Source organism: Curtobacterium sp. MCBD17_008, from assembly GCF_003234475.1.
GTDB lineage: Bacteria > Actinomycetota > Actinomycetes > Actinomycetales > Microbacteriaceae > Curtobacterium.
On record NZ_QKTK01000001.1, the window covers coordinates 252,716 to 273,761 of the forward strand.

At 73.1% G+C, this 21,046-nt stretch carries 22 protein-coding genes; 7 read left to right on the forward strand and 15 right to left on the reverse strand.

Annotated elements, in window-relative coordinates; genetic code table 11:
- Nucleotides 1-43 precede the first annotated feature (43 nt).
- From DEI95_RS01265 to DEI95_RS01285, 5 genes are all read right to left on the reverse strand, one after another.
- Nucleotides 44-1,606 carry an AtzH-like domain-containing protein gene (locus DEI95_RS01265; protein WP_110824720.1) on the reverse strand — a complete coding sequence of 521 codons (1,563 nt, stop codon included), beginning with the start codon at nt 1,604-1,606 and terminating at the stop codon, nt 44-46.
- On the reverse strand, nt 1,603-2,673 hold the full coding sequence (locus DEI95_RS01270; RefSeq protein ID WP_110824721.1) for an acetamidase/formamidase family protein: 1,071 nt from the start codon (nt 2,671-2,673) through the stop codon (nt 1,603-1,605). The genes DEI95_RS01265 and DEI95_RS01270 overlap by 4 nt, the downstream gene beginning before the upstream one ends.
- Nucleotides 2,666-4,045, reverse strand: a complete 1,380-nt coding sequence (allB, locus tag DEI95_RS01275) for an allantoinase AllB (RefSeq protein WP_110824722.1) — start codon at nt 4,043-4,045, stop codon at nt 2,666-2,668. The genes DEI95_RS01270 and allB overlap by 8 nt, the downstream gene beginning before the upstream one ends.
- Nucleotides 4,042-4,803: an aspartate/glutamate racemase family protein gene (locus DEI95_RS01280; RefSeq protein WP_110824723.1), complete on the reverse strand. Its 762-nt coding sequence runs from the start codon at nt 4,801-4,803 to the stop codon at nt 4,042-4,044. Before DEI95_RS01280 ends, allB begins: the two co-directional genes overlap by 4 nt.
- A gap of 137 nt (nt 4,804-4,940) precedes the next feature.
- Entirely contained in the window at nt 4,941-6,500 is a 1,560-nt protein-coding gene (locus DEI95_RS01285; RefSeq protein WP_111059115.1) for an NCS1 family nucleobase:cation symporter-1, read from the reverse strand.
- Between the two features lie 198 nt (nt 6,501-6,698).
- On the opposite strand from DEI95_RS01285, the gene DEI95_RS01290 reads away from it, so the two are divergent.
- Together DEI95_RS01290 and DEI95_RS01295 are read left to right on the forward strand one after the other, a co-directional pair.
- On the forward strand, nt 6,699-7,628 hold the full coding sequence (locus tag DEI95_RS01290) for an ABC transporter ATP-binding protein (RefSeq protein ID WP_110824725.1): 930 nt from the start codon (nt 6,699-6,701) through the stop codon (nt 7,626-7,628).
- Nucleotides 7,625-8,533, forward strand: coding sequence for an ABC transporter permease (locus tag DEI95_RS01295; RefSeq protein ID WP_110824726.1), 909 nt, complete (start codon nt 7,625-7,627; stop codon nt 8,531-8,533). The genes DEI95_RS01290 and DEI95_RS01295 overlap by 4 nt, the downstream gene beginning before the upstream one ends.
- Before the next feature lie 110 nt (nt 8,534-8,643).
- Here the strand turns inward: DEI95_RS01295 and DEI95_RS01300 are convergent, their stop codons facing one another.
- Both DEI95_RS01300 and DEI95_RS01305 read right to left on the reverse strand, forming a co-directional pair.
- Entirely contained in the window at nt 8,644-8,862 is a 219-nt protein-coding gene (locus tag DEI95_RS01300; RefSeq protein ID WP_110824727.1) for a hypothetical protein, read from the reverse strand.
- A gap of 126 nt (nt 8,863-8,988) precedes the next feature.
- Complete coding sequence (locus DEI95_RS01305; RefSeq protein WP_111059116.1) at nt 8,989-9,735, reverse strand: FadR/GntR family transcriptional regulator; 747 nt, start codon at nt 9,733-9,735, stop codon at nt 8,989-8,991.
- Between the two features lie 103 nt (nt 9,736-9,838).
- Between DEI95_RS01305 and DEI95_RS01310 the strand changes: the two genes are divergently transcribed.
- The 3 genes from DEI95_RS01310 to DEI95_RS01320 all read left to right on the forward strand — a co-directional run bounded on the left by DEI95_RS01310 (nt 9,839) and on the right by DEI95_RS01320 (nt 13,278).
- Nucleotides 9,839-10,753, forward strand: coding sequence for a proline iminopeptidase-family hydrolase (locus DEI95_RS01310; protein ID WP_111059117.1), 915 nt, complete (start codon nt 9,839-9,841; stop codon nt 10,751-10,753).
- A 126-nt stretch (nt 10,754-10,879) separates the two neighbouring features.
- Nucleotides 10,880-12,328, forward strand: a complete 1,449-nt coding sequence (locus DEI95_RS01315; protein ID WP_258367384.1) for an APC family permease — start codon at nt 10,880-10,882, stop codon at nt 12,326-12,328.
- Entirely contained in the window at nt 12,325-13,278 is a 954-nt protein-coding gene (locus tag DEI95_RS01320; protein ID WP_111059118.1) for an acetamidase/formamidase family protein, read from the forward strand. Before DEI95_RS01315 ends, DEI95_RS01320 begins: the two co-directional genes overlap by 4 nt.
- A 212-nt stretch (nt 13,279-13,490) precedes the next feature.
- Here DEI95_RS01320 and DEI95_RS01325 read toward each other — a convergent pair whose 3' ends face one another.
- Entirely contained in the window at nt 13,491-14,213 is a 723-nt protein-coding gene (locus tag DEI95_RS01325) for a VIT1/CCC1 transporter family protein (protein WP_110824731.1), read from the reverse strand.
- Between the two features lie 164 nt (nt 14,214-14,377).
- Here DEI95_RS01325 and DEI95_RS01330 point away from each other — a divergent pair, with 164 nt between their 5' ends.
- Nucleotides 14,378-15,169, forward strand: coding sequence for an SGNH/GDSL hydrolase family protein (locus tag DEI95_RS01330; RefSeq protein WP_111059119.1), 792 nt, complete (start codon nt 14,378-14,380; stop codon nt 15,167-15,169).
- A 30-nt stretch (nt 15,170-15,199) separates the two neighbouring features.
- Here the strand turns inward: DEI95_RS01330 and DEI95_RS01335 are convergent, their stop codons facing one another.
- The 4 genes from DEI95_RS01335 to DEI95_RS01350 all read right to left on the reverse strand — a co-directional run bounded on the left by DEI95_RS01335 (nt 15,200) and on the right by DEI95_RS01350 (nt 18,161).
- Nucleotides 15,200-15,697 (reverse strand): N-acetyltransferase, encoded by a 498-nt coding sequence (locus DEI95_RS01335; RefSeq protein WP_111059120.1) that lies wholly within the window; start codon nt 15,695-15,697, stop codon nt 15,200-15,202.
- Nucleotides 15,698-15,765: 68 nt separating this feature from the next.
- Nucleotides 15,766-17,166: an LLM class flavin-dependent oxidoreductase gene (locus DEI95_RS01340; protein ID WP_258367385.1), complete on the reverse strand. Its 1,401-nt coding sequence runs from the start codon at nt 17,164-17,166 to the stop codon at nt 15,766-15,768.
- 87 nt (nt 17,167-17,253) lie between these two features.
- Nucleotides 17,254-17,703 (reverse strand): hypothetical protein, encoded by a 450-nt coding sequence (locus DEI95_RS01345; RefSeq protein WP_146243563.1) that lies wholly within the window; start codon nt 17,701-17,703, stop codon nt 17,254-17,256.
- A gap of 89 nt (nt 17,704-17,792) precedes the next feature.
- Nucleotides 17,793-18,161, reverse strand: coding sequence for a VOC family protein (locus DEI95_RS01350; RefSeq protein WP_110890104.1), 369 nt, complete (start codon nt 18,159-18,161; stop codon nt 17,793-17,795).
- Between the two features lie 61 nt (nt 18,162-18,222).
- Here DEI95_RS01350 and DEI95_RS01355 point away from each other — a divergent pair, with 61 nt between their 5' ends.
- On the forward strand, nt 18,223-18,675 hold the full coding sequence (locus tag DEI95_RS01355) for a MarR family winged helix-turn-helix transcriptional regulator (RefSeq protein ID WP_111059122.1): 453 nt from the start codon (nt 18,223-18,225) through the stop codon (nt 18,673-18,675).
- Nucleotides 18,676-18,762: 87 nt separating this feature from the next.
- On the opposite strand, the gene sufU is transcribed toward DEI95_RS01355, so the two are convergent.
- The 3 genes from sufU to DEI95_RS01370 all read right to left on the reverse strand — a co-directional run bounded on the left by sufU (nt 18,763) and on the right by DEI95_RS01370 (nt 20,840).
- Entirely contained in the window at nt 18,763-19,212 is a 450-nt protein-coding gene (gene sufU / locus DEI95_RS01360; protein ID WP_110824738.1) for a Fe-S cluster assembly sulfur transfer protein SufU, read from the reverse strand.
- Nucleotides 19,209-20,534: an aminotransferase class V-fold PLP-dependent enzyme gene (locus DEI95_RS01365; protein WP_110824739.1), complete on the reverse strand. Its 1,326-nt coding sequence runs from the start codon at nt 20,532-20,534 to the stop codon at nt 19,209-19,211. Before DEI95_RS01365 ends, sufU begins: the two co-directional genes overlap by 4 nt.
- A 93-nt stretch (nt 20,535-20,627) precedes the next feature.
- Nucleotides 20,628-20,840 (reverse strand): antitoxin, encoded by a 213-nt coding sequence (locus tag DEI95_RS01370; protein WP_110824740.1) that lies wholly within the window; start codon nt 20,838-20,840, stop codon nt 20,628-20,630.
- Nucleotides 20,841-21,046: the final 206 nt, after the last annotated feature.

Below are 21,046 nucleotides of genomic sequence, written 5' to 3' on the forward strand. Positions count from 1 at the left end.
GTTCGTACCTTCCGTTCCTTGCACGATCCTATTGGAACGCTCGTTACAGCAGTGTTGCGACGGCCAGTCCGGCAGCACGGTCGACGAGCGCCAGGTCCGACCCGACCGGACCGACGAGGGAGACGCCCACCGGGGCTCCGTCGACGACCAGGAGCGGAGCGCTCACCGCCGGCAGGCCGCCGACGCCGGCGACCGCGGTCATCCGCAGGGTCGACCGCCGTGTGGCGAGGACCGCCGGGCCGTCGGCCGTCCGGAGCGGCGCGGGGCCGGGCACCGTCGGGAGGACCAGCGCGCCGTCGGCGACCACGGCCCGGACCGCGGAACGCAGTCGCCCGAGCCCGTCCCGCGCAGCGGCCTCCTGCTCGGCGGTGATCCGGGCGGCCGCCGCGAACCGATCGGCGACGTCCGGGCCCAGGGCACCGGGATGCGCTGCGACCCACGCCCCGTGGTTCCGGCGTGCTTCGGCACCCTGCACGATCCGCACCGTCTCGGCGAGGTCGTCAAGGTCCGGCAGGTCGACGACCCCGACGCCCGTCCCGGTCCGTGCCAGCCAGTCCTCGAACGCGCGTCTCGTGGCGGGGTCCGCCGCAGCGAGCAGGGCCTCGCAGACCAGCAGCGGCGTCGCGAGGCTCCGCACCGCGGTACCGACCGCCACCGTCGCGACCGCTCGGAGCGTGTCGGGCCGTCGCGTCAGCCACCCGACCGTGTCGAAGCTCTGCGCGAGTGGCAGGACGCCGTCGCGCGACACGAGTCCGTGGGTCGTCCGCAGACCCCACAGCCCCTGGTACGAGGCGGGGACGCGGATGCTGCCCGCGGTGTCGGTGCCGAGCCCGACGTCCGCCTGCCCGAGCGCCACGGCCGTCGCGGGGCCGGAGGTCGAGCCACCGCTGATGCGCGCCGGATCGGCCCCGTTCGGCGGGGCGCCGGTGTGGGCGTTCCGCCCGGCGAGCGCGTAGGCGAACTCGTCCGTGCGGGCGATCCCGGTCACGTCGGCCCCGGCCTGCAGGAGCACCGAGACGGCCGGGGCGTGCTCCGTCTCGACGCGGGCTGCGGACTCCCACGTCGGGTTGCCGGCGCCGATCACGTGGCCGGCGACGGCGAAGAGGTCCTTGACGGCCACCCGGACCCCGGCGAGCGGACGGGCGTCGGACGCACCGGCGACCGCCTCCGCACCGGACGCGGCACCGGCACCGGCGCCGCGGACGAGCGGGTCCCCGACGGCCCGCCACACCGTCCGGTCGAAGGCGACCGCACGGCCCGTCACGTGCGCCGTCCGGATCCGCCACGCGCCCGCCGTGCGACGCCAGAGCTGCGTCTGCAGGCCGCGCCCACCGTCCGTGAACCGCGACTCCCCCACGACGAGGACCTCGTCCGCGGTCAGTTCCTGCACGTCGACGCCGACGAGCGTGCGCCGGGCGACACCACCACGGGCGGACCGGAACGCGCTGATCCGGTCGTGCCCGCGGAGCAACCCGGCTCCGTCGCCGCGCAACGTGTCCGGGCCGGGCTCGAACAGCGCGTCCAGCACCGCGGTGTCGTCCCGCATAAGGGCGTCCTCGTAGGCCCGGAACGCCGTCTCCAGTCCGTCCGGCCACGTCCCGGTCACCCGCACGTCGGTACCGCCTGGAAGTCGCTCTTCCGCACCGTCGCGTGCACACCGCACACGAGGTCGACGACCTGCGAGATCCGGAAGTCGGTCGCGGCGCTGAGGTAGGCGTACGCCAGGTGCTCCTCCACGCCCCACCGCGCCCGGAGCAGCGTGATCGCGGCACGGACGCACCGGCGCACGGCGTCGTCCAGGTCGGCGTCCATGCCCGTCGGGACGAGGTACTCCGTGGTCTCCGCCAGGGGTCCGACCAGCGCGCCGAAGCGCGCGAGCGCCACGGCCCGCGGGACCACGTCGAGGCGCAGGGTCAGCCGGAGCGAGGCCTCCATCGCGGTGAGCGCGACCTCGCCGTCCCCCTGCGCGAAGTGCGGATCGCCGACGGAGACGCCGGCCCCGGGCACCTGCACGGGCAGGTGCAGTGTGGCGCCGGCGGTGAGCAGGGCGATGTCGACGTTCCCGCCGTGCGGCCCCGGTGGGACGGAGTGCGGCCGGACCTCGCTGTCGACGGTCACGCCGACGATGCCGGGGAACGGCCGGAGTGGGAAGGTGACCACCCGGGGCCCGCCCGTCACGACCGGCAACCGCCCGAAGTCGACGCCGTCACGGGTCACGACGTCCGCGAAGACCGAGACGGGCTCGTCCCCGCGCGGGAGTTCCCCCGGCAGCGCTCCGCGACCGTGCCGGTTGGAGATCACGCCGTACGGCACCCGCGGGACGGCCTCGAGCACCGTGACGGAGACGACGTCGCCGGGCTCGGCCCCCTGCACAGCGACCGGGCGGGACACCACGTGCGGACCGTCGGCCGCGTCGCGCTCCACGTGCCGGACGATGTCGACCGCGTCCGCCAGCACGTCCGCCGCGGCCACGCCGTGCCGCCCGAAGAACGCCACCGGGTCGGACCCCTGGTCGGGCAGCAGGCCTTCGTGGCTGACGGTGTCGATCGTCACGACGGTCCCGGGGGCGACGGTGCGGACCGGCTCGTCGTCCCGACTCGGCAGCCGTCCCCAGAGGACGTCGTCGGGCGTGGAGCCGAGGTGCACGTCGGCTGCGGCGAGCGTCTCAGGCACGGTCCACCAGCTCTCCGGCGACCACGTCCACGGTCGTGACGTCGTCCGCGGTGGAGGTGATCCGCCTCCCCCGCAGCCAGGTCCCCGTGACCCGACCGCGTACCGACAGCCCGTCGAAGGCGGAGACGGGGTTGCGGTGTGCGAGCGCGTCGGCCCGGACCGTGGACTCGGCGTCGGGGTCGAACACCGCGAAGTGCGCGAGGGCGCCCGGCGCGATCCGACCGCGGTCGGTGAAACGGGCGAGCGCCGCCGGTCCGGTCGTGACCGCGGGCACGACCGCGTCGAGCGGCAGGCCACGGCGAGCGGCCTCGGTCCACACGGCACGGAAGCCGACCTGGAGCCCGGCGATGCCGCCCCACGCCAGACCCCAGTCGTCGACCTTGAGGTCGACGGTCGACGGGGAGTGGTCGGACACCACCATGTCGATCGTGCCGTCGAGGAGCCCCGCCCAGAGCGCGTCGCGGTTCGCGTCGTCACGGATCGGCGGGCAGCACTTGTACGCGGTGGCTCCGTCCGGGATCGACCCGGCCTCGAACGCCAGGTAGTGGGGGCAGGTCTCGACCGTGATGCGCACGCCGTCGTCCTTCGCCGCACGGATCATCGGGAGGGCGCCTGCGTCGGAGAGGTGCAGGACGTGCACCCGGGCGCCGGTCTCCCGTGCGCCGTCGATCACCCGGGCGATGGCCGAGCGTTCGGCCTGCGCGGGTCGGGTGGCGAGGAAGTCGCGGTACCGGCCGCCGAGCGCGTCGTGGTCGACGAGGTGCTCCGGGTCCTCGGCGTGCACGATGAGCAACGCGTCCAGGGCAGCGACCTCGCCGATCGCCTGCCGCAGCGCACCCGGGTCGAGGTGCGGGAACTCGTCCACGCCGGACGGTGCCGTGAAGCACTTGAAGCCGAAGACCCCGGCGTCGTGCAGGTCGCCGAGGGAACCGGCGTTGCCCGGGACCGCGCCGCCCCAGAAGCCGACGTCGACCGCCACCCGGCCGGCCGCACTCGCCCGCTTGACGGCGAGGGCGGGCACGTCGACCGTCGCCGGGATCGAGTTCAGCGGCATGTCGATGATCGTCGTGACACCACCGAGTGCGGCCGCGCGCGTGGCGGAGGCGAAGCCCTCCCACTCGGTGCGGCCGGGCTCGTTGACGTGGACGTGGGTGTCGACGAGGCCCGGCAGCAGGACGTGCCCGTCCGGCACCGTCTCGTCACGCTGCCCGTTCGCCACGGCGTCGACCGGTCCGACGGACACGATCCGGCCGTCACGGACGACGACCGACGCGGGGCGGAAGGCACCGTCGACCCAGGCGCGCTGCGCGCGGAGCACGAGGTCGGCGGGCGCCAGGCCCTCGTCCACCGTCACGGACCCGAGGCTCGTCATGCGCCCGCCCCCACCGTCACGCGGGCGTCCGCGAGCGCGAAGGACGCGAGCGCCCCGGAGAACGGCTTCGGTGGCGGCGGGGCGTACTCGCCGTGCTTCCCGGTCGTCAGCCCGAGGCGGACGAGCGACTCGGCGAGCAGCGTCGTCGCGCTGACCCCGTCGACGACCGGGGCCCCGATCTCCTCGGACACGGAGGCGCAGAAGTCGGCCATGCCCGCGCAGCCGAGCACGACCGCGTCGGCGCCGTTCGCGATGACCTCGCGACACTCGGCGACGACCAGGTCCCGCGCGCCGGACGTCGGGTCCTCGAGCCGGAGCACGGGCACCTCGCACGCCCGCACCTCCGTCAGGAGCGCCGCACACCCGTAGCGCTCGGCGAGTTCCCGTGCGCGCCCGGTCGTCCGCGCGAGCGTCGTGACGACCCCGAACCGCCGCCCGAGCAGCACCGCCGTCCGGTAGGCGCCCTCGGCGATGCCGATCACCGGGCCGCTGGCGAGCTCCCGGGCCGCGTCGATGCCGGGATCGCCGAAGCACGCGACGACGGTGGCGTCCACCCCGTCCCGCTCGCCCGCGGCGATCTGCTCGAGGAGCCCCGGGACGGCGAGCGCTTCCTCGTAGTGGCTCTCGATCGAGGCCGGCCCCATCGTGGGCTGCACGGCCTCGACGACCGTGCCCGGACCGACGACGGCGGCCGCGGCCCTGCCGATCGCCGCCGTCATGGACGCGGTGGTGTTCGGGTTGACGACACGGATGCGCATCGCGGGTCCTTCCGATGGAGCTGGTGGTGCTGGGTGGTGACGATCCTCGACGGACCGGGGGCGGGCCTCCCGGCTGTCCACAGGGGCACCGGCTCAGAGGGCTGCGCCGGCGCCCCTGTGGACGAGTGGGCAGCCGTTCAGGCGCGGCCGGAGGCGGCGCCGTCGTCGACCGTCGGGTCGTCCGCGGCGAGCGCGGGCATCCGCGGCGACCGACGTTCCATCGCCCAGAAGACGACGAGCCCGAGTCCGCAGCCGATGAACCAGCTGTAGGTGCTCAGCCAGGGCAGGACGCCGAGGGCCGGCGGGAGCACCGCGCTGCCGACCGAGACCGCCCCGGTGGTGACGAGCGTCCAGATCGCGTTCGGGTTGAAGCCCTTCCGGTACCAGTACCGCGCGGACGGGTCCATCGAGTACATGTCGTCGACCGCGACGCGCTGCTTCCCGACGATGTAGTACCCCGCGATGAGGATCCCGAACAGCGGACCGATCAGCGCACCGAGCACGCCCAGGGTGTACAGGATGGCCTGGTCGTTGCCGTACCAGTTCCACGGGGTGAGGAGCACCGACCCGACCGCCGCGATCATGCCGCCCGCCCGCCAGCTGATCCGGCGCGGGGACACGTTCGAGAAGTCGAAGGCGGGGCTGATGAAGTTCGCGACGATGTTGATGCCGACGGTGGCGATGACGAACGTCAGCCCGCCGAGCAGGATCGCGAAGGGGGCGTCGATCGCCTGGACGGTCGCGATCGGGTCGGTGATGAGCTCGCCGAAGACCGGCACGGTGGCACTCGCGCACAGCACGGTCAGGATCGAGAAGAACAGGAAGTTGACCGGCAGCCCGAGCAGGTTGCCGCGCTTCACGGCCGCGAACGACCGCCCGTACCGCGAGAAGTCGCCGAAGTTGAGCATCGGGCCGGAGAAGTAGCTGACGACCAGGGCGATCGCGGACAGCATCACCGGGATGCTCTCGGCGAAGGACATCGGCTCGCCGACCGAGAGCGTCAGCGAGATGTTGCCGATGCCGGCCCGTGCGACGAGGTACACCGCGAGGGCGATCATGACGACGTAGACCGCCGGCCCGGCCCAGTCGATGAACTTCCGGATCGCGTCCATGCCCATCCAGAACAGGGCTCCCTGAGCGACCCACAGGACGGCGTAGGAGATCCAGCCGAGCGCGTCGAGGCCCAGGAAGGACGGCTCGAGGAGGGCCGCGGCACCCGGGATGAACTTGAGGAACACGATGTTCAGCGACTGCGCCGCGAGGAACGTCTGCACGCCGTACCAGGCCATCGCGATGAGACCGCGGATGATCGCCGGGACGTTCGCACCGAGCACGCCGAACACCGCGCGGTTGATCACCGGGTACGGGACCCCGGTCCGCTGCGACGGCTTCGCGACGAGGTTCGCGAAGACCTGCACGACGAGGATGCCGACGACCAGGGCGACGAGCACCTGCCAGCTCGCGATGCCGAGCGCGAAGAGCGACCCCGCCGTGACGTAGCCGCCGACCGAGTGCACGTCGGACATCCAGAACGCGAAGACGTTGTAACTCGACCAGGTCTGCTTCCGCAGCGGCGCGAGGTCCTCGTTCGTGAGGGCCGGGTCGTACCCGGGCTTGATCAGGCCGGCGCCCGCGGGGGCGGTCGACGTGACGGGGGCGTGGGGCGGTGCGACGGGTGCCGCGACTTCGGTTGCCATGACGTCCTCCGGAGTGGGAGAGGGTGAGGTCGGCGTCTGCCTGGGAAGGAAGCTACGGACCCCGGTCGCACCGCCCGTTTCCCCTGTGTGACGACCGTGTGACATGACACCTGCATCGGAACGATCGTTCCAGGAGGCGCCGATCTCCTCCTCGAGGGGGAGGCACCGGCCGGACGGGCTCCCCTAGCGTGGCCACCGATGATCGAAGTACAGCACCTCTCCAAGCGCTACGGCCCGAAGACCGCGGTCGACGACGTCTCGTTCGTCGTGCACCCCGGGATGGTGACCGGCTTCCTCGGCCCGAACGGCGCCGGCAAGTCGACCACCATGCGGATGATCATGGGGCTCGACCGCCCGACCTCCGGCAGCGCGACGGTGAACGGGCGGCCGTACCAGGACTTCCGCGACCCGCTCCGGCAGGTCGGGGCCCTGCTCGAGGCGAAGGCGGTGCACTCCGGGCGCAGCGCGCACAACCACCTGCTCGCGCTCGCGGCGACGCACGGCATCCCGAAGCAGCGCGTGCACGAGGTCATCGAGATGACCGGCCTCGAGTCGGTCGCCCGCAAGCGGGTCGGTGGGTTCTCGCTCGGCATGGGCCAGCGGCTCGGCATCGCGGCGGCACTGCTCGGTGACCCGCACACGCTGATCCTCGACGAGCCGGTGAACGGCCTCGACCCGGACGGGGTGCTCTGGGTCCGTCAGCTCGCGCGCCGTCTGGCGGCGGAGGGGCGCACGGTCTTCCTCTCCAGCCACCTCATGAGCGAGATGGCGCAGACCGCCGACCGCGTGGTCGTCCTCGGTCGCGGCAAGGTGCTCGCCGACGCCCCGATCGCGGAGTTCGTCGCCGGCGCCGGTGGTCCCGCCGGCGGCACGGCACTCGCCCGGGTCGTCGTCCGGACCCCGATGCCGGACCAGCTCTTCGCCGCGATCGGCCCGGCGGCCACCGTCACCCAGCGTGAGGACGGGTCGTTCCTCGTGGTCGGGCCGGACGCACCGACGGTCGGTGACATCGCCGCCCGCGCCGGTGTCGTCCTGCACGAACTCACCCCGACCGGCGCCAGCCTGGAGGAGGCCTACATGGCGCTCACCCGCGACGACGTCGAGTACCGATCGGAGGGCACGCGATGAGCGCGCCGCAGCAGACCGACCACCGCGGGACCGAGCAGCACCGCCACCGCGGCAAGGCCTCCCTGGAGGGCAAGCGCCTCGGGTTCGCCCGACTGGTGCGCAGTGAGTGGATCAAGTTCTGGAGCATCCGGTCGACGTTCTGGTGCTTCGCCGTCATCGCCGTGCTGACGATCGGCCTGGCGACCCTCCTCGGCGCCCTGGCCGAGGCCGGCGCGACCACCACCACCGACGCGGCGAACGAGACCATCGTCGGGATGAACACGATCAGCGTGTACCTGTCCGCTCTCGTGGTCGGGGTGCTCGGCGTCCTCATCATCTCCGGCGAGTACACCACCGGGCAGATCCGGTCGACCTTCACCGCGGACCCCGGACGCCTCGGCGCCCTGCTCGCCAAGGCCACCGTGCTCGCCGTCTCGACGTTCCTCGTCAGCGTCGTCGCCACCTGGATCGGCGTCGCGATCTCGACCGCGCTGCAGGCGGGCAAGGGGGTCCACCCGGACCTCGCCGACCCCGCGGTCTTCATGCCGCTCCTCGGTGCGTCCGTGTACGTGACGCTCGTGGCACTGCTCGCGTTCGGCATCGGCCTGCTCGTCCGCTCGAGTGCCGGCGGCATCGCCATCACGCTCGGCATCCTGCTGGTGCTGCCGATCGTGCTCAGCCTGGTGTCCGTGCTCGCGGGCATCGACTGGCTCGGCACGGCCGCCGGGTACCTGCCCGACGCAGCCGGCGGGCAGCTGTACGCCTACGCGTCCGACGCACCCGCGGGCGCGACCGGAGCCCCGGCGACGGCGACGGCCGAGGGCGGTTCCGACCTGAACGGGTGGAGCGGTGCGGGCGTCCTCCTCGCCGAGGTGGTCGTGGTCAACGCCCTCGCGATGGTGGTCGCGCGACGCCGCGACGTCTGAGCACACCGGCACACCGGCCCACCGGCCCACCGATGACCGGTCGCTGCCGACGGGAGGCCCGTGGCGGGTCCGCCGCGGGCCTCCCGTCCGTCAGGCGACGACCGGAGCGGTCATCCCCCGACCCGGGGGTCCGAGCCACCGCGGGCGCGCAGCAGCCCGCCGACGACGAGGGTCACGAGCCCGCCGACGGCGACCAGCAGGGCGGCCAGGGCTGCCACGCCGGCGCCGATGTTCGCTCCCGTGCCCTCGGACAACGGGATGCTGTTCCACCACAGCGCGAGCTGGTGCCCGACGAGCCCGATGACCGTCAGCACCACCCCGATGACCATCAGGCGATGCGACGACCCCGGGCCCCTCCGCGGTCGGGGCGATCGCTGGAGGCGCGGCGGCGGCAGGTGGGTCATGTGCTCATCATGCCCGTGTCGTGCCGGCGCCCGCGGACGCGGTCTTCGCCCTCACCGTGGTGCGGGATCCGCCGTCGGGACCTGCCCCGCGCGCAGCATCGCCTGTTCGAGCAGCTCCACGTCGATGCCGACATGCCGGCGTGCGACCTCGCCGGCCTCCGCCGCCCGCCCCGCACACACCGCCTCGACGAGGACCTCGTGGTCCCGCGTGGCACGTGTCTCCATGTCCGCCATGCCCTCCTCGGTCCCCCAGAGGTGTGCCGGTGCCGCGATCGAGATCTGCGCCTCGAGGGTCGCGAGGGTCGCGCGGAGGACGTCGTTGCGCGCCGCGTCGATGATGCTCCGGTGCAGGACGGCGTCCGCCTGCTGCTTCGCCGCGCCGCTCGAGGCCTGCCGGAAGGCGTCGAGCCGGTCCCGGAGCGCGGCCGCCTCCGCCGGGGTGATCCGCTCGGCTGCGGCGGCGGCCAGGGCCCCGTGCAGCAGGGCGATCGCGTCGGCGGTGTCCTGGATGCCGGCCCACCGGGCGAGCAGGGTCCGGCCGACCGACTCGGACGAGCTCGCCGGCCACTGCGTCCGGACGAACGTGCCGCCACCACGTCCGCGTCGGGTCTCGAGCAACCCGCGGTCGACCAGGCGGGCGAGGGCGCTCCGCACGGTGACACGCGCGACGCCGAGCAACGCCGCCAGTTCGCGTTCGGGCGGGAGTCGCGCCGCGGGCAGGTACTCCCCCACGGCGAGCGCGGTCACGAGCCGGTCCTCGACCTCGTCCACCCGCGTCTCCGTCGCGCGATCCGTCACGGCACCCCTCTCGACGGCCCTCCGTGGGCCGGCGCTGTTACGGCCACGTTAAACGAGCAGAAAAGGTCTTGCCTGGGACCTTTCGAAGGGCCATGCTCACCCCATGTCCCGCATCACCGAGAGCACGATGCCGTTCCTCGACGGCGAGACCTGGTACCGGATCACCGAGCCCGACCGTCCCGTCCCGGGGACGCTGCCCCTCGTCGTCCTGCACGGCGGCCCCGGCATGGCGCACGACTACCTGCGGAACCTCGAGGCGTTCGCCGACGAGACCGGCCGCACCGTCGTCCACTCTGACCAGTTCGGCTGCGGTCGGAGCAGCCACCGTCCGGACGCCCCCGCCGACTTCTGGCAACCGCAGCTGTTCGTCGACGAGTACCGCGCGCTCGTCGCCCACCTCGGCCTCGGCGACCACCACGTGCTCGGGCAGTCGTGGGGCGGCATGCTCGGCGCCGAGATCGGTGTCCGCCGTCCGGGTGGCATCGCGAGCCTGTCGATCTGCAACTCCCCCGCGTCGATGCAGCTGTGGGTCGACGGTGCCGCGGAGCTCCGCAGCCGTCTGCCCGAGGACGTGCAGGACGCGCTCACCCGGCACGAGGCCGCCGGCACCACCGAGGACCCCGAGTACCTCGCCGCGACGCAGGTGTTCTACGAGCGCCACGTCTGCCGCGTCGTCCCGATGCCCGCCGACTTCGTCGCGTCCGAGGAACAGATGGAAGCCGAGCCGACGGTCTACCACACCATGAACGGGCCGAACGAGTTCCACGTCATCGGGTCCCTGCGCGACTGGTCCGTCATCGACCGCCTGGACCAGGTCGACGTCCCGACCCTCGTCGTCGCCGGTGAGCACGACGAGGCCACCCCCGCCACCTGGCAGCCCTTCGTGGAGCGCATCCCCGGGGCCCGCCAGCACGTCTTCCCCGGCGCCAGCCACTGCACCCACCTGGAGCAGCCGGAGGAGTTCCGCCGCGTCATCGGTGCGTTCCTCGCCGAGCACGACGCCCACCCCACCGACTGACTGACACCGCCGGCACCACCCCGGCCGGCCGTTCGCCGGACAGGAGGCCCGTCACCGACCCGTGCCGCGCCTCCCGTCCGGACACCCACCCCCTGCACCGTCCCTCCTCCCCGAAACGGAACCGACATGTCGCAGCAGCACAGCGAGCTCTCCGCACAGCAACAGCTCGAGGCCTACGGCTACAAGCAGGAGCTCGACCGCTCCGTCTCCACCACCGACCTGCTCGTGTACGGGCTCGTCTTCATGGTGCCGATCGCCCCGTGGGCGATCTTCGGCACCGTCTACAACGCGTCGAGCGGCATGGTGCCGCTCGTCTACATCGTCGGCCTCGTCGCGATGATCTTCACGGCCCTGGCCTACGCGCAGATGGCGAAGTCGATCCCCCTCGCCGGCAGCGTGTTCTCGTACGTCGGCCGCGGCATCCACCCCGCCGCCGGCTTCTTCGCCGGCTGGGCGATCCTGCTCGACTACCTGCTCGTCCCCACGCTGCTCTACGTCTTCGCCGCGGAGAGCATGGTCGGCATCTTCCCCGGCACCCCGCGGTGGCTGTGGGCGCTCGTCTTCGTGGCGATCAACACCGTCATCAACCTGGCCGGGGTGTCGTCGCTCAAGCTGGCGAACCGGATCTTCCTGCTCATCGAGCTCGTCTTCGTGGTGGTCTTCGTCGTGATCGCGATCGTCGCCCTGACCGGCGGCACCGTGCCGGGAGCGTCCTTCAGCACCGACCAGGTGTTCGACCCGGCGAAGGTGTCGGCACCGCTGATCGCGTCGGCACTGTCGATCGCGGTCCTGAGCTTCCTCGGCTTCGACGGCATCTCCACCCTGTCGGAGGAGTCGACCGGCCGCCGTGGTGGTGCCGGGCTGGCGATGATCCTGGCGCTCGTCATCGTCGCGTTCCTGTTCGTCGTGCAGACCTGGCTCGCGAGCGCACTGGCCGCCGGTCGGGATTCGTTCTCGGACAGCGAGGCCGGGAACGCGTTCTTCACCGTCGTCGAGCAGGCCTCGTCGAGCGGGTGGGCGACGGCCTTCTTCGCCGTCAACGTCCTGGCCGTGGGCATCGCGAACGCCATGGCCGCGCAGGCCGCGACGAGCCGCCTGCTCTTCTCGATGAGCCGCGACCGGCAGCTGCCCGCGTTCCTGCACAAGCTCAACGGCCGTCGGGTCCCGCAGAACGCGATCCTGGTCGTCTCGGTGCTCTCCGCGATCCTCGTGCTGTTCTTCGTCGGACAGATCGACACGATCTCGTCACTGGTGAACTTCGGCGCGCTGTTCGGCTTCATGCTCCTGCACGTGTCGGTGTTCGTGCACCACGTCGTGAAGGGGAAGTCGCGCAACTGGCTGCTGCACCTCGTCGTGCCGCTCATCGGGTTCCTCATCATCGGGTACGTGCTGCTCAACGCGGCCGTCGAGGCGAAGGTCGGCGGCGTCATCTGGCTCGTCGTCGGCGCCGGCGTGTTCCTGTACTACCGGGCGACCGGGCGCTCCACCGAGGTCGGTTCGGAGGAGCCGGGCACGCTGGGTGAGGGCGACCGCACCGCCGCCACCACCCTGACGAAGGACGAGGACCACCGATGACCGCGGACCACCACCTCCCGAACACGCTCGGCCGCCCCGGCTACGCGGCCGACCGCGAGCCCGTGCTGACCATCGCGCCCGGCACCGGCGAGACGATCGGGTTCGAGACGACCGACGCCGTGTACGCCGAGCTCGACGACCACCACGACATGGCGCAGCTGCAGGCCCCGATCAACCCGGTCACCGGCCCGGTGTACGTCGAGGGCGCGGAGCCGGGCGACACCCTCGCCGTGACGATCCACGACATCGAGCTCACCACCCACGGCTGGTCCGTCTCGCTGCCGGGCTCGGGCGCCCTACAGCACGTCATGGGCGACCGCGTCTTCACCCGACGCTGCCCGATCGAGAACGGCGTCGTGCACGTCACCGACCGGCACGCGTTCCCGGTCCGCCCGATGATCGGCTGCATCGGCACCGCCCCGGCCGCGGGCGAGAACTCGACGATCATGCCCGCGTACGCCGAGGGCGGGAACATGGACGTCACCGAGGCCCGACCCGGTTCGACGGTGTACCTGCCGGTCCGGGTGCCCGGCGCCCTGCTGTCGATCGGCGACATCCACGCCATCATGGCCGAGGGCGAGTCCTCCTTCGTCGCCATCGAGGCGCAAGGCACCGCCGTCGTGTCCGTCGACCTCGTCAAGGGCGGACCCGAACTGCGTGCTCCGCGCATCGAGACCGCCGACGAGTGGTTGTTCGTCGGTCTCGGCGAGCCCGTGCAGGAGAGCATCCGCCGCGGGTACGAGGACGCGTACGCGTTCCTGGTCGACGAGCACGGCTGGTCCGGGGACGACGCCTACGCGGTGCTCAGCGCCGTGGGCGACTCGAAGCTCGGTGGGCCGACGGGCTCCGGTGCGCCGGACCCGCTCCACCCGTTCGACGCGGTCGGCGCCGTGACGCTGCACCGGGTGCCGAAGGCGGTGCTGGAGCCGGCCGAGACGCCGACGCCGTAGCCACCCGCCGCCGGACGGGAGGCCCGGACCACGTGACCGACGTCGGTCACGCGGTCCGGGCCTCCCGTCCTTGCGTCCGTGCGTCCTGCTTGCTCGCTTGCGTTCGAGGTTCCGCAACACGCCGCCGGGGGCCCGTCCCGGTTCCGCAATTCGCGCATCTCGCGCCGCGAGATGCGTGAATTGCGGAACCGCGGGGACGGGGCCCGGGCGCGTCAGAACGCGTGTGCTCCGAGGAGCGTCCCCGCGGCGTAGGTCGCGGCGAGCGCGAGCGCCCCGCCGAACACCACGCGGACGGTGGCGCGGCCGCGACGAGCACCACCGAGTGCGGCGCCGGTCGTCCCGGTCACGGCAAGTGCGACGAGCACGGCGACCACCGTGACCGCGATCTGGATCGACGTCGGGGCGAGGAGCATCGCGAGGAAGGGCAGCGCGGCGCCCGCGGTGAAGGTCGCGGCCGAGACCCAGGCTGCGCGCCACGGGCTGACGACCTCCTCCTCGGCGTCGCGGAGTGCGGCGGCGGCGCGGCGGTCCCGGACCTCGGGTCGGACGAGTTCGGCGGCGACGGAGGTCGCGACGTCGTCCGTGACCCCGAGCGCGCGGTAGTGGTCGGCGATGGTGACCGCGTCCTCGGACTCGGCCTCGAGCTGGGCCTGGTGGGCGGCCTGGCCGGTGCGCTGGGCGTCGCGGGCTCCGCTCACCGACACGTACTCGCCGAGCGCCATCGACACGGCGCCGCCGACGAGTGCTGCCGTGCCCGCGGCGAGGACGGGGCCGGTCGTGGCACCGGCACCGGCGACCCCGACCAGGACGGCGGCGACGGACACGATGCCGTCGTTCGCGCCGAGGAGACCGGCGCGCAACCAGTTGAGGCGGGCGGCGCTCGTGGCGTCGTCGTGCTCGGTGCCGGGGAGCGCGAGGTCAGCTGCGGTCGACATGGGGAGAGCCAAGCACCTGCGCGGGGATCGCACCAGCAAGGGAAGGCTCCCCTGACCGGGGCGTTCCCCACCGAGGACGACCGGTCCGCACCGGCCGCGCAGCGGGAGGAGCACGATGGACGCGACCGCACGCTCCGCCGCCACCGGCTGCCCAGAGGAGGACCATGTCCACCGTCCCCGCCCGCACCGACCCCGTCCGCTACGTCGCCATCGGGGACAGCTTCTCCGAGGGCGTCGGCGACGACGGGGACGTCCCCTTCCCCGGGTGGGCCGGACGACTGGCCTCCGGGCTCGCCGACCACCTGTCGGGCCCGGTCTCGTACGCGAACCTCGCGATCCGCGGTCGCCTGCTCGCCGGGGTCCTGGACGAGCAGCTCGACGCCGCGCTCGCCCTCGACCCGACGCCGACGCTCGTCACGTTCTGCGGCGGCGGGAACGACATGCTCCGTCCGGGCTACGACGTGGACGTGCTGCTCGGGCGGCTCGCGACCGCGGCGGACGCGGTCGCCGCCCGCGGGATCCGGCTGGCGCTCCTCAGCCCGGCCGACCCGAGCGCCCGACTGCCGCTCGGCAAGCTCATCAACGCCCGCGGGGACGCCTGGGCGGAGGCCCTGACCGGCTTCGCGCGGGAGCGGGGCCTGCCCTACGTCGACGTGTCCCGCGACCCACACCTGCGGCGCGCCGAGTTCTGGTCCGAGGACCGGCTGCACATGAACCCGCTCGGACACCAGCGGGTCGCCGACCTGGCCCTCCACGAGATCGCGGGTGGACCGACCGTGACGGCGCCGGTCGTCCTGGACGCGACGCGATCATCGGTCACCGAAGAACTCCGGTACTACCGGGACCACGTCGTCCCGTGGGTCCGGCGGCGCGTAACCGGCCGGTCCTCCGGTGACGGGCGGGTCGCGTCCCACGGCGACTGGACCCCCGTGCCGCCGAGCGGCCGACGACGCTGATCCGGGCGGGGTGCGGCCCCGCAGCCGCGGTCAGACCACGAACGTCCGGGTCGGGCGGCCGCTGAGGGCGTGCGGGAACGGCTCGCCGACCGGGCGGAACCCGGCGCTGCGGTAGAGGCGCACGGCCGGCGCGTTGTCCTCGAGCGCGTGCAGCATGCAGTGCTCGTACCCGGCGTCCCGGGCAGCGTCGACGGCCGCGACGAGGAGCGCTCGACCGAGCCCGCTCCCCTGCGCGGCCGGGTCGACCGCGAGCAGGCTGAGGTAGGCGGCGTCCGCGGGTCCCACTCCCCCTCCGGTGCCCGGCGCGGTGACGAGTGCGAAGCCGCGGACGCCGTGGTCGGAGTCCCCGGGCGCGACCACGAGGGCGACCCGCTCGGCGGCGAACTTCGCGGCGGCTCGCGCCCGGACCGCCGGGTCCCGGGGACGACCGTCGCGCGCGGCGACGGCGGCGGCCCACAGGTCGATGCACGCGGTGTCCGTCCCGGCCTCCGCCGTCGCGACGCGCACGGCTGCAGAGGACTCGATCACCGGACCACCCTACGACCGGGCTCCTGCGTGCGCGGGACGCCAGGGCACGGCGTCACGAGGACCACCCGTCACGCGGTCGCCGGCACCCGTACCCGGAACGACGCTCCGCGGTGTTCGTCCGGCAACCGGTCGCCCCGTCCGAGCAGCTTGTGCCGCAGGGAGCCCTCCTCGTACCCGTCCGGGTAGGCGTTGCGCGCCCGGAGTTTGGGGACGACGAACTCGATGACGTCCTGCCACGTGCCCGGCGTCACCGCGTACGCCAGGTTGAAGCCGTCGACGTCGGTCTGCTCCTGGATGTCGATGAGGCGCTGCGCGATCGTCGCCCCGCTGCCGACCTCGACCGGACCGAGTCCGCCGATCGCCGTCTGCCGGGCGATGTCCCGGACCGTCCACGTCGTCCCGTCCTCACCGGTCGCGGCGGACAGGTTCGCGGCGGCCGACTGGATCGCGTTCGACTCGATGTTGCCGAGCGGCTCGTCCAGGTCGTACTGCGACAGGTCGACGCCCATCCAGCCGGAGTTCAGCACGAGCGCACCCGCCTCGGACGCGTACGACAGGTAGTCGCGGTACTTCGCCTGCGCGGCCTCGTCGGTCTCGTCCGTGATGACGGTGAGCAGCGTGTACACCCTGGCGGCGTACCGGTCGCGACCAGCGGCCTCCAGGGCGTCGCGGATCTTCCGCACCGTCGCGGCGAGCTGCGGCAGGGTCGGCGCCCCGACGAACACGGCCTCGGCGTTCTCGGCGGCGAAGCGGATGCCGCGCGGCGAGGCGCCCGCCTGGTAGATGACGGGCGAGCGCTGCACGGACGGCTCGGACAGGTGGATGCCCGGCACGTCGAAGTGCGCACCGTGGTGCTCGATCGGGTGCACCTTCGCGGGGTCGGTGAAGACACCGGTCTCGCGGTCCTCGACCACGGCGTCGTCCTCCCACGAGCCCTCCCACAGCTTGTAGAGGACCTCGAGGTACTCGTCGGCGACGTCGTAGCGGTCGTCGTGGCTGAGCTGGTCCGTCTGGCCCATGTTGCGGGCGGCGCTCGGCAGGTACCCGGTGACGACGTTCCAGCCGACGCGGCCCTTCGTCAGGTGGTCGAGCGTGGACATGCGTCGGGCGAACGGGTACGGGTGCTCGTAGGCGGTGCCCGCGGTGATGCCGAAGCCCAGGTGCTCGGTCACCGCTGCCATCGCGGACACGAGGAGGATCGGGTCGTTCACCGGCACCTGCGACCCGGTGCGGAGCGCGGCCTCGTTCGTCCCGCCGTAGACGTCGTAGGTCCCGAGGACGTCGGCGATGAAGATGCCGTCGAACGCTCCGCCCTCGAGGATCTTCGCCAGGTCCGTCCAGTACGACAGGTCGTTGTAGTGCCGGGATCGGTCGCGCGGGTGGCGCCACAGCCCGGAGGACTGGTGCGCGACGCAGTTCATGTCGAACGCGTTGAAGCGGATCTGCCGGGGCTCGCGGTTCGTGGTCACGACGCGACCGTACGTCGGCCGTCCCCGCGGCGTCACGGAGGATGACGCCGCATGACACGGGCATCCGGGTGCGGGACGTGCCGGTGGTCAGCGGGGCGCCCGGACCGTGACCTCCGCCGTCGACGGGCCGCCGCACTGCTCGGAGCCGCCGTACCGGATCCACCGCGTGCGAACCGTCTCCGTCAGGAGCGGCCGGTCGGCGGCGTCCCGCAGCTCGACGACCGCCCGGTCCGGCGTGCCCATCAGCACGGGGAGCCGCCAGACGGCTCCGGCGGCGGTCGACGTCGGCGACGGGGCCGGCGCGACCTCGGGAGGCAGGACGGGCGGGTCGCTCGGCGCGGGCGGCGTGCATCCGGTCCCGGTGCAGACGGCGACGTCACGGACCGCGTCGACCGACCCGTCCGATCCGCTGACCGTGACCACCACGGTGTTCGTCCACCCGATCGCCGGACAGGCCGTGGGCACGATGCCACACGCCGCTGTCGTCAGCACCGACAGCGCAGCCCCGGTCGCTGCCCACACCCGTCGCCCCCGCATGCCCCCATCGTCGGTCCTGAGGAGCGGTGGTGGGGACACGATGTGGTCACGACCACCGGTCGGGGGACGACCGGCGGTCCGCGCGACGCTCAGGCGCGGTCGTGGAGGGTGACGTGGTAACCGTCGGGGTCGGCGAAGGTGAACGTCCGGCCGAACGGGCCGTCGATCGGTGCCGCGACGATCCGGTGCCCGTCTGCCTCGAGGGCGTCGTGGACCGCCTGGACGTCGGTCGCGTGCAACCAGAGGGCGACGCCGAGACCCGGCTGGTCGACCGACGCGAGGTCGGTGCCGGGGAGGACGTCGCGCAGCGCGAACGCGATCGGCGTCGTGGTGAACACGACGGCGTGCGGTGGCCCGGCGGGCGAACGCTCGAGCCCGAGGTACCGCTCGTAGAACGCCTGCGAGGCATCGAGGTCGCGGACCTGCAGGGAGAGGAAGTCGGGGCCGGTGGCGGGCATGGGTGCTCCTTCTGGTCATGTCAGTTGTCTGACACCGAGCAGCGTATGTCAGACTGCTGACATGAGTCAACAGGACGGCGTCGACCTCCCGACCTCGATCGGGTACCTGCTCAAGGAGACCGCGACGGCGCTCCGGACCGCGATGGAGGCCGTGCTCCGCCCGCTCGGCATGACCGTGACGCACTACTCCTGCCTGGAACTCCTGGCGCAGCGTCCGGGGTCGTCGAACTCCGAGCTCGCCCGCGGCACGTTCGTGACCCGGCAGTCGATGAACGTCCTGCTGCAGACCCTCGAGCGCGACGGCGTCGTCGAGCGCCCGCCCGGGGCCCGCTCGGGCCGGGTCATGCCGGCGCAGCTCACCGACCGCGGACGCCGGGACCTCGCCGCCGCGACGGCCGCCGTCCGCTCGGTGGAGGACCGGATGCTCGCCGACCTCGACGAGGACGACCGCGCCGCGGCGAGGCGGCTGCTGCGGCGCATGGTGCGCGCACTGCGGGACGGCGCCGCGCACTGACGGACGGGAGGCGCGGCACCCGCTGGCACCGCGCCTCCCGTCCGGTGGACCGCCGCCGAGGGCCGCGCCCCCGCACCGCGCCGGTCGTCAGCCCGCCGCGACCGCCTGCTGCGCCGCCGCCTCGGCGGCGACCCACGCGAGCATGCCGCACTTGACCCGCATGACGAACTTCGAGACACCCTGGAAGGCGACGAGGTCCTCGAGCACGTCCTCGTCCGGCTCGCCGACGCCCCGGGAGCGCATCATCGTGCGGAACGCCTCGGTCAGGGTCAGGAGTTCCGGGACGGTCCGGCCGACGGCCATGTCGGTGAGGACCGAGGCCGACGCCATCGAGATCGAGCAGCCGTCCCCCTGCCAGGCGACGGCGGCGATCCGGTCGGTCCCGGGCTCGAGTCGGAGCCGCACGGTGATCTCGTCACCGCACGTCGGGTTCCGCTCGAAGTGCTCGGCGTCCGCATCCGGCATCGGACCGTCGCCCCGACGGGCTCTCGCGTGGTCGAGGATCACCTGCTGGTAGAGCCCGTCCAGGCCGGTCACGCGGGCTCCTCCGCACCGAAGTAGCCGCGGATCCCGCCGACCGCGGTCACGAAGCGGTCGACGTCCTCCTCGGTCGTGTACACGTACGTGCTCGCGCGGCTCGTGGCCGTGAGCCCCAGACGACGGTGGAGCGGCTGCGCGCAGTGGTGGCCGGAGCGCACCGCGATGCCCTGCGCGTCGAGGTACTGGGACACGTCGTGCGCGTGCACGCCGTCGACGACGAAGGACGCGAGTCCACTGCGCGGGACACCGGCCGCGGGTCCGACGACGGAGACGCCGGGGACGGTGGCGAGGCCGGTGAGCATCCGCTGCGCCAGGTGCTCCTCGTGCTCCTGCACCCGGTCCATCCCGATGCGCTCGAGGTAGCGGACGGCCTCGGCGAGCGCGACGGCCTGTGAGACCGGCTGCGTGCCGGCCTCGAACCGCTCGGGGGCCGGCATGAAGTCGGTGTGCTCCATCGTCACCGTGGTGATCATCGAGCCGCCGGTGCGGAACGGCGGCAGTGCGTTGAGCAGGTCCTGCCGACCCCAGAGCACGCCGATCCCGTTCGGGCCGAGCATCTTGTGCCCGGAGAACGCGGCGAAGTCGATGTCGAGGGCGCGGACGTCGAGCGGCCGGTGCGGCGCGGACTGGCAGGCGTCGAGCACGACGAGCGCCCCGACGGCGTGGGCCGCCGCCACGAGCTCGGCGACGGGGGCGATCATCCCGGTGACGTTCGACACGTGGGCGAACGCGACGACCCGGGTGTGTTCGGTGACGAGCGCGACGGCGTCCTCGGCGCTCCAGCACCCGGTGTCGTCGACCGGCACCCAGCGCAGCGTCGCACCGGTGGCGGCGGCGAGCTCCTGCCAGGGCACGAGGTTCGCGTGGTGCTCGGCCTCGGTGACCAGGACCTCGTCCCCGGGGCCGATGCGGAAGCGGTCGGCCTCGGCACCGCCGCGGCCGGCGCTGGCGTTGCGGATGCCGTAGGCGACGAGGTTGAGCGCGTCGGTGGCGTTGGCCGTCCAGACGACCTCGGACGGGCTCGCGGCTCCGATGAAGCGCGCGACGGTCGCACGGGCGTCCTCGTAGGCGTCGGTGCTCAGCGCGGCGAGGGTGTGGGCACCGCGGTGCACGGCCGCGTTGTCCTGCTCGAGGAAGCACCGTTCGGCGTCGAGGACCTGCACGGGCCGCTCGGCCGTCGCGCCGGAGTCGAGGTAGGCCAGCGGCTGCCCGTTCACCTCCTGCTGGAGGATCGGGAAGTCCGCCCGGATGCGGAGGACCTCGTCCTCGGTGAGCGGTGCGACGAAGTCGTCCGTCGGCGTTGGTGCAACGATCGTCACGGTGCTGGCCCTCCTGTACGTCTCCGGGAGACAACCCGTCAATGGTGGTCGTTCTTCCCGGCAGCGTCCAGTCGGGCCGGCACCGCGCGGGCGCTACTCGTTCCCGACGCGCTTGTCGGCCTGCTCGCGGGCGGCGTCGATCTTGTCGTCGTACTTGCCGCCGGTGGCCTTCTTCACGGCGTCGGCGACCCCTTCGAACACCTTGTCGCTGACGCCCTCGGCCTTCTCGCTCTTCAGCGCGTCCTGCACCTTGCCGTTCTGCAGCAGCGCCTGGGCCTTCTTCGTGATGTCGTCGAACCCTGCCATGACCTGCTCCTCGTCGATCGGGCGGAACCTCGTGCCCCGCGTCCTGGCGCCGATGCTAACCAGCGTGCGGCCACCTGGTCCGGGCCGTCCACCGGATGCCCAGCACCGGACCGGTCGACGGTGCCGCGGGGCGGCGCGGCGCGGCGCGGCTCGGCGCGGCTCGGCGCGGCTCGCCGCGGCGCGGCGCGGCGCGGCTCGGCTCGGCT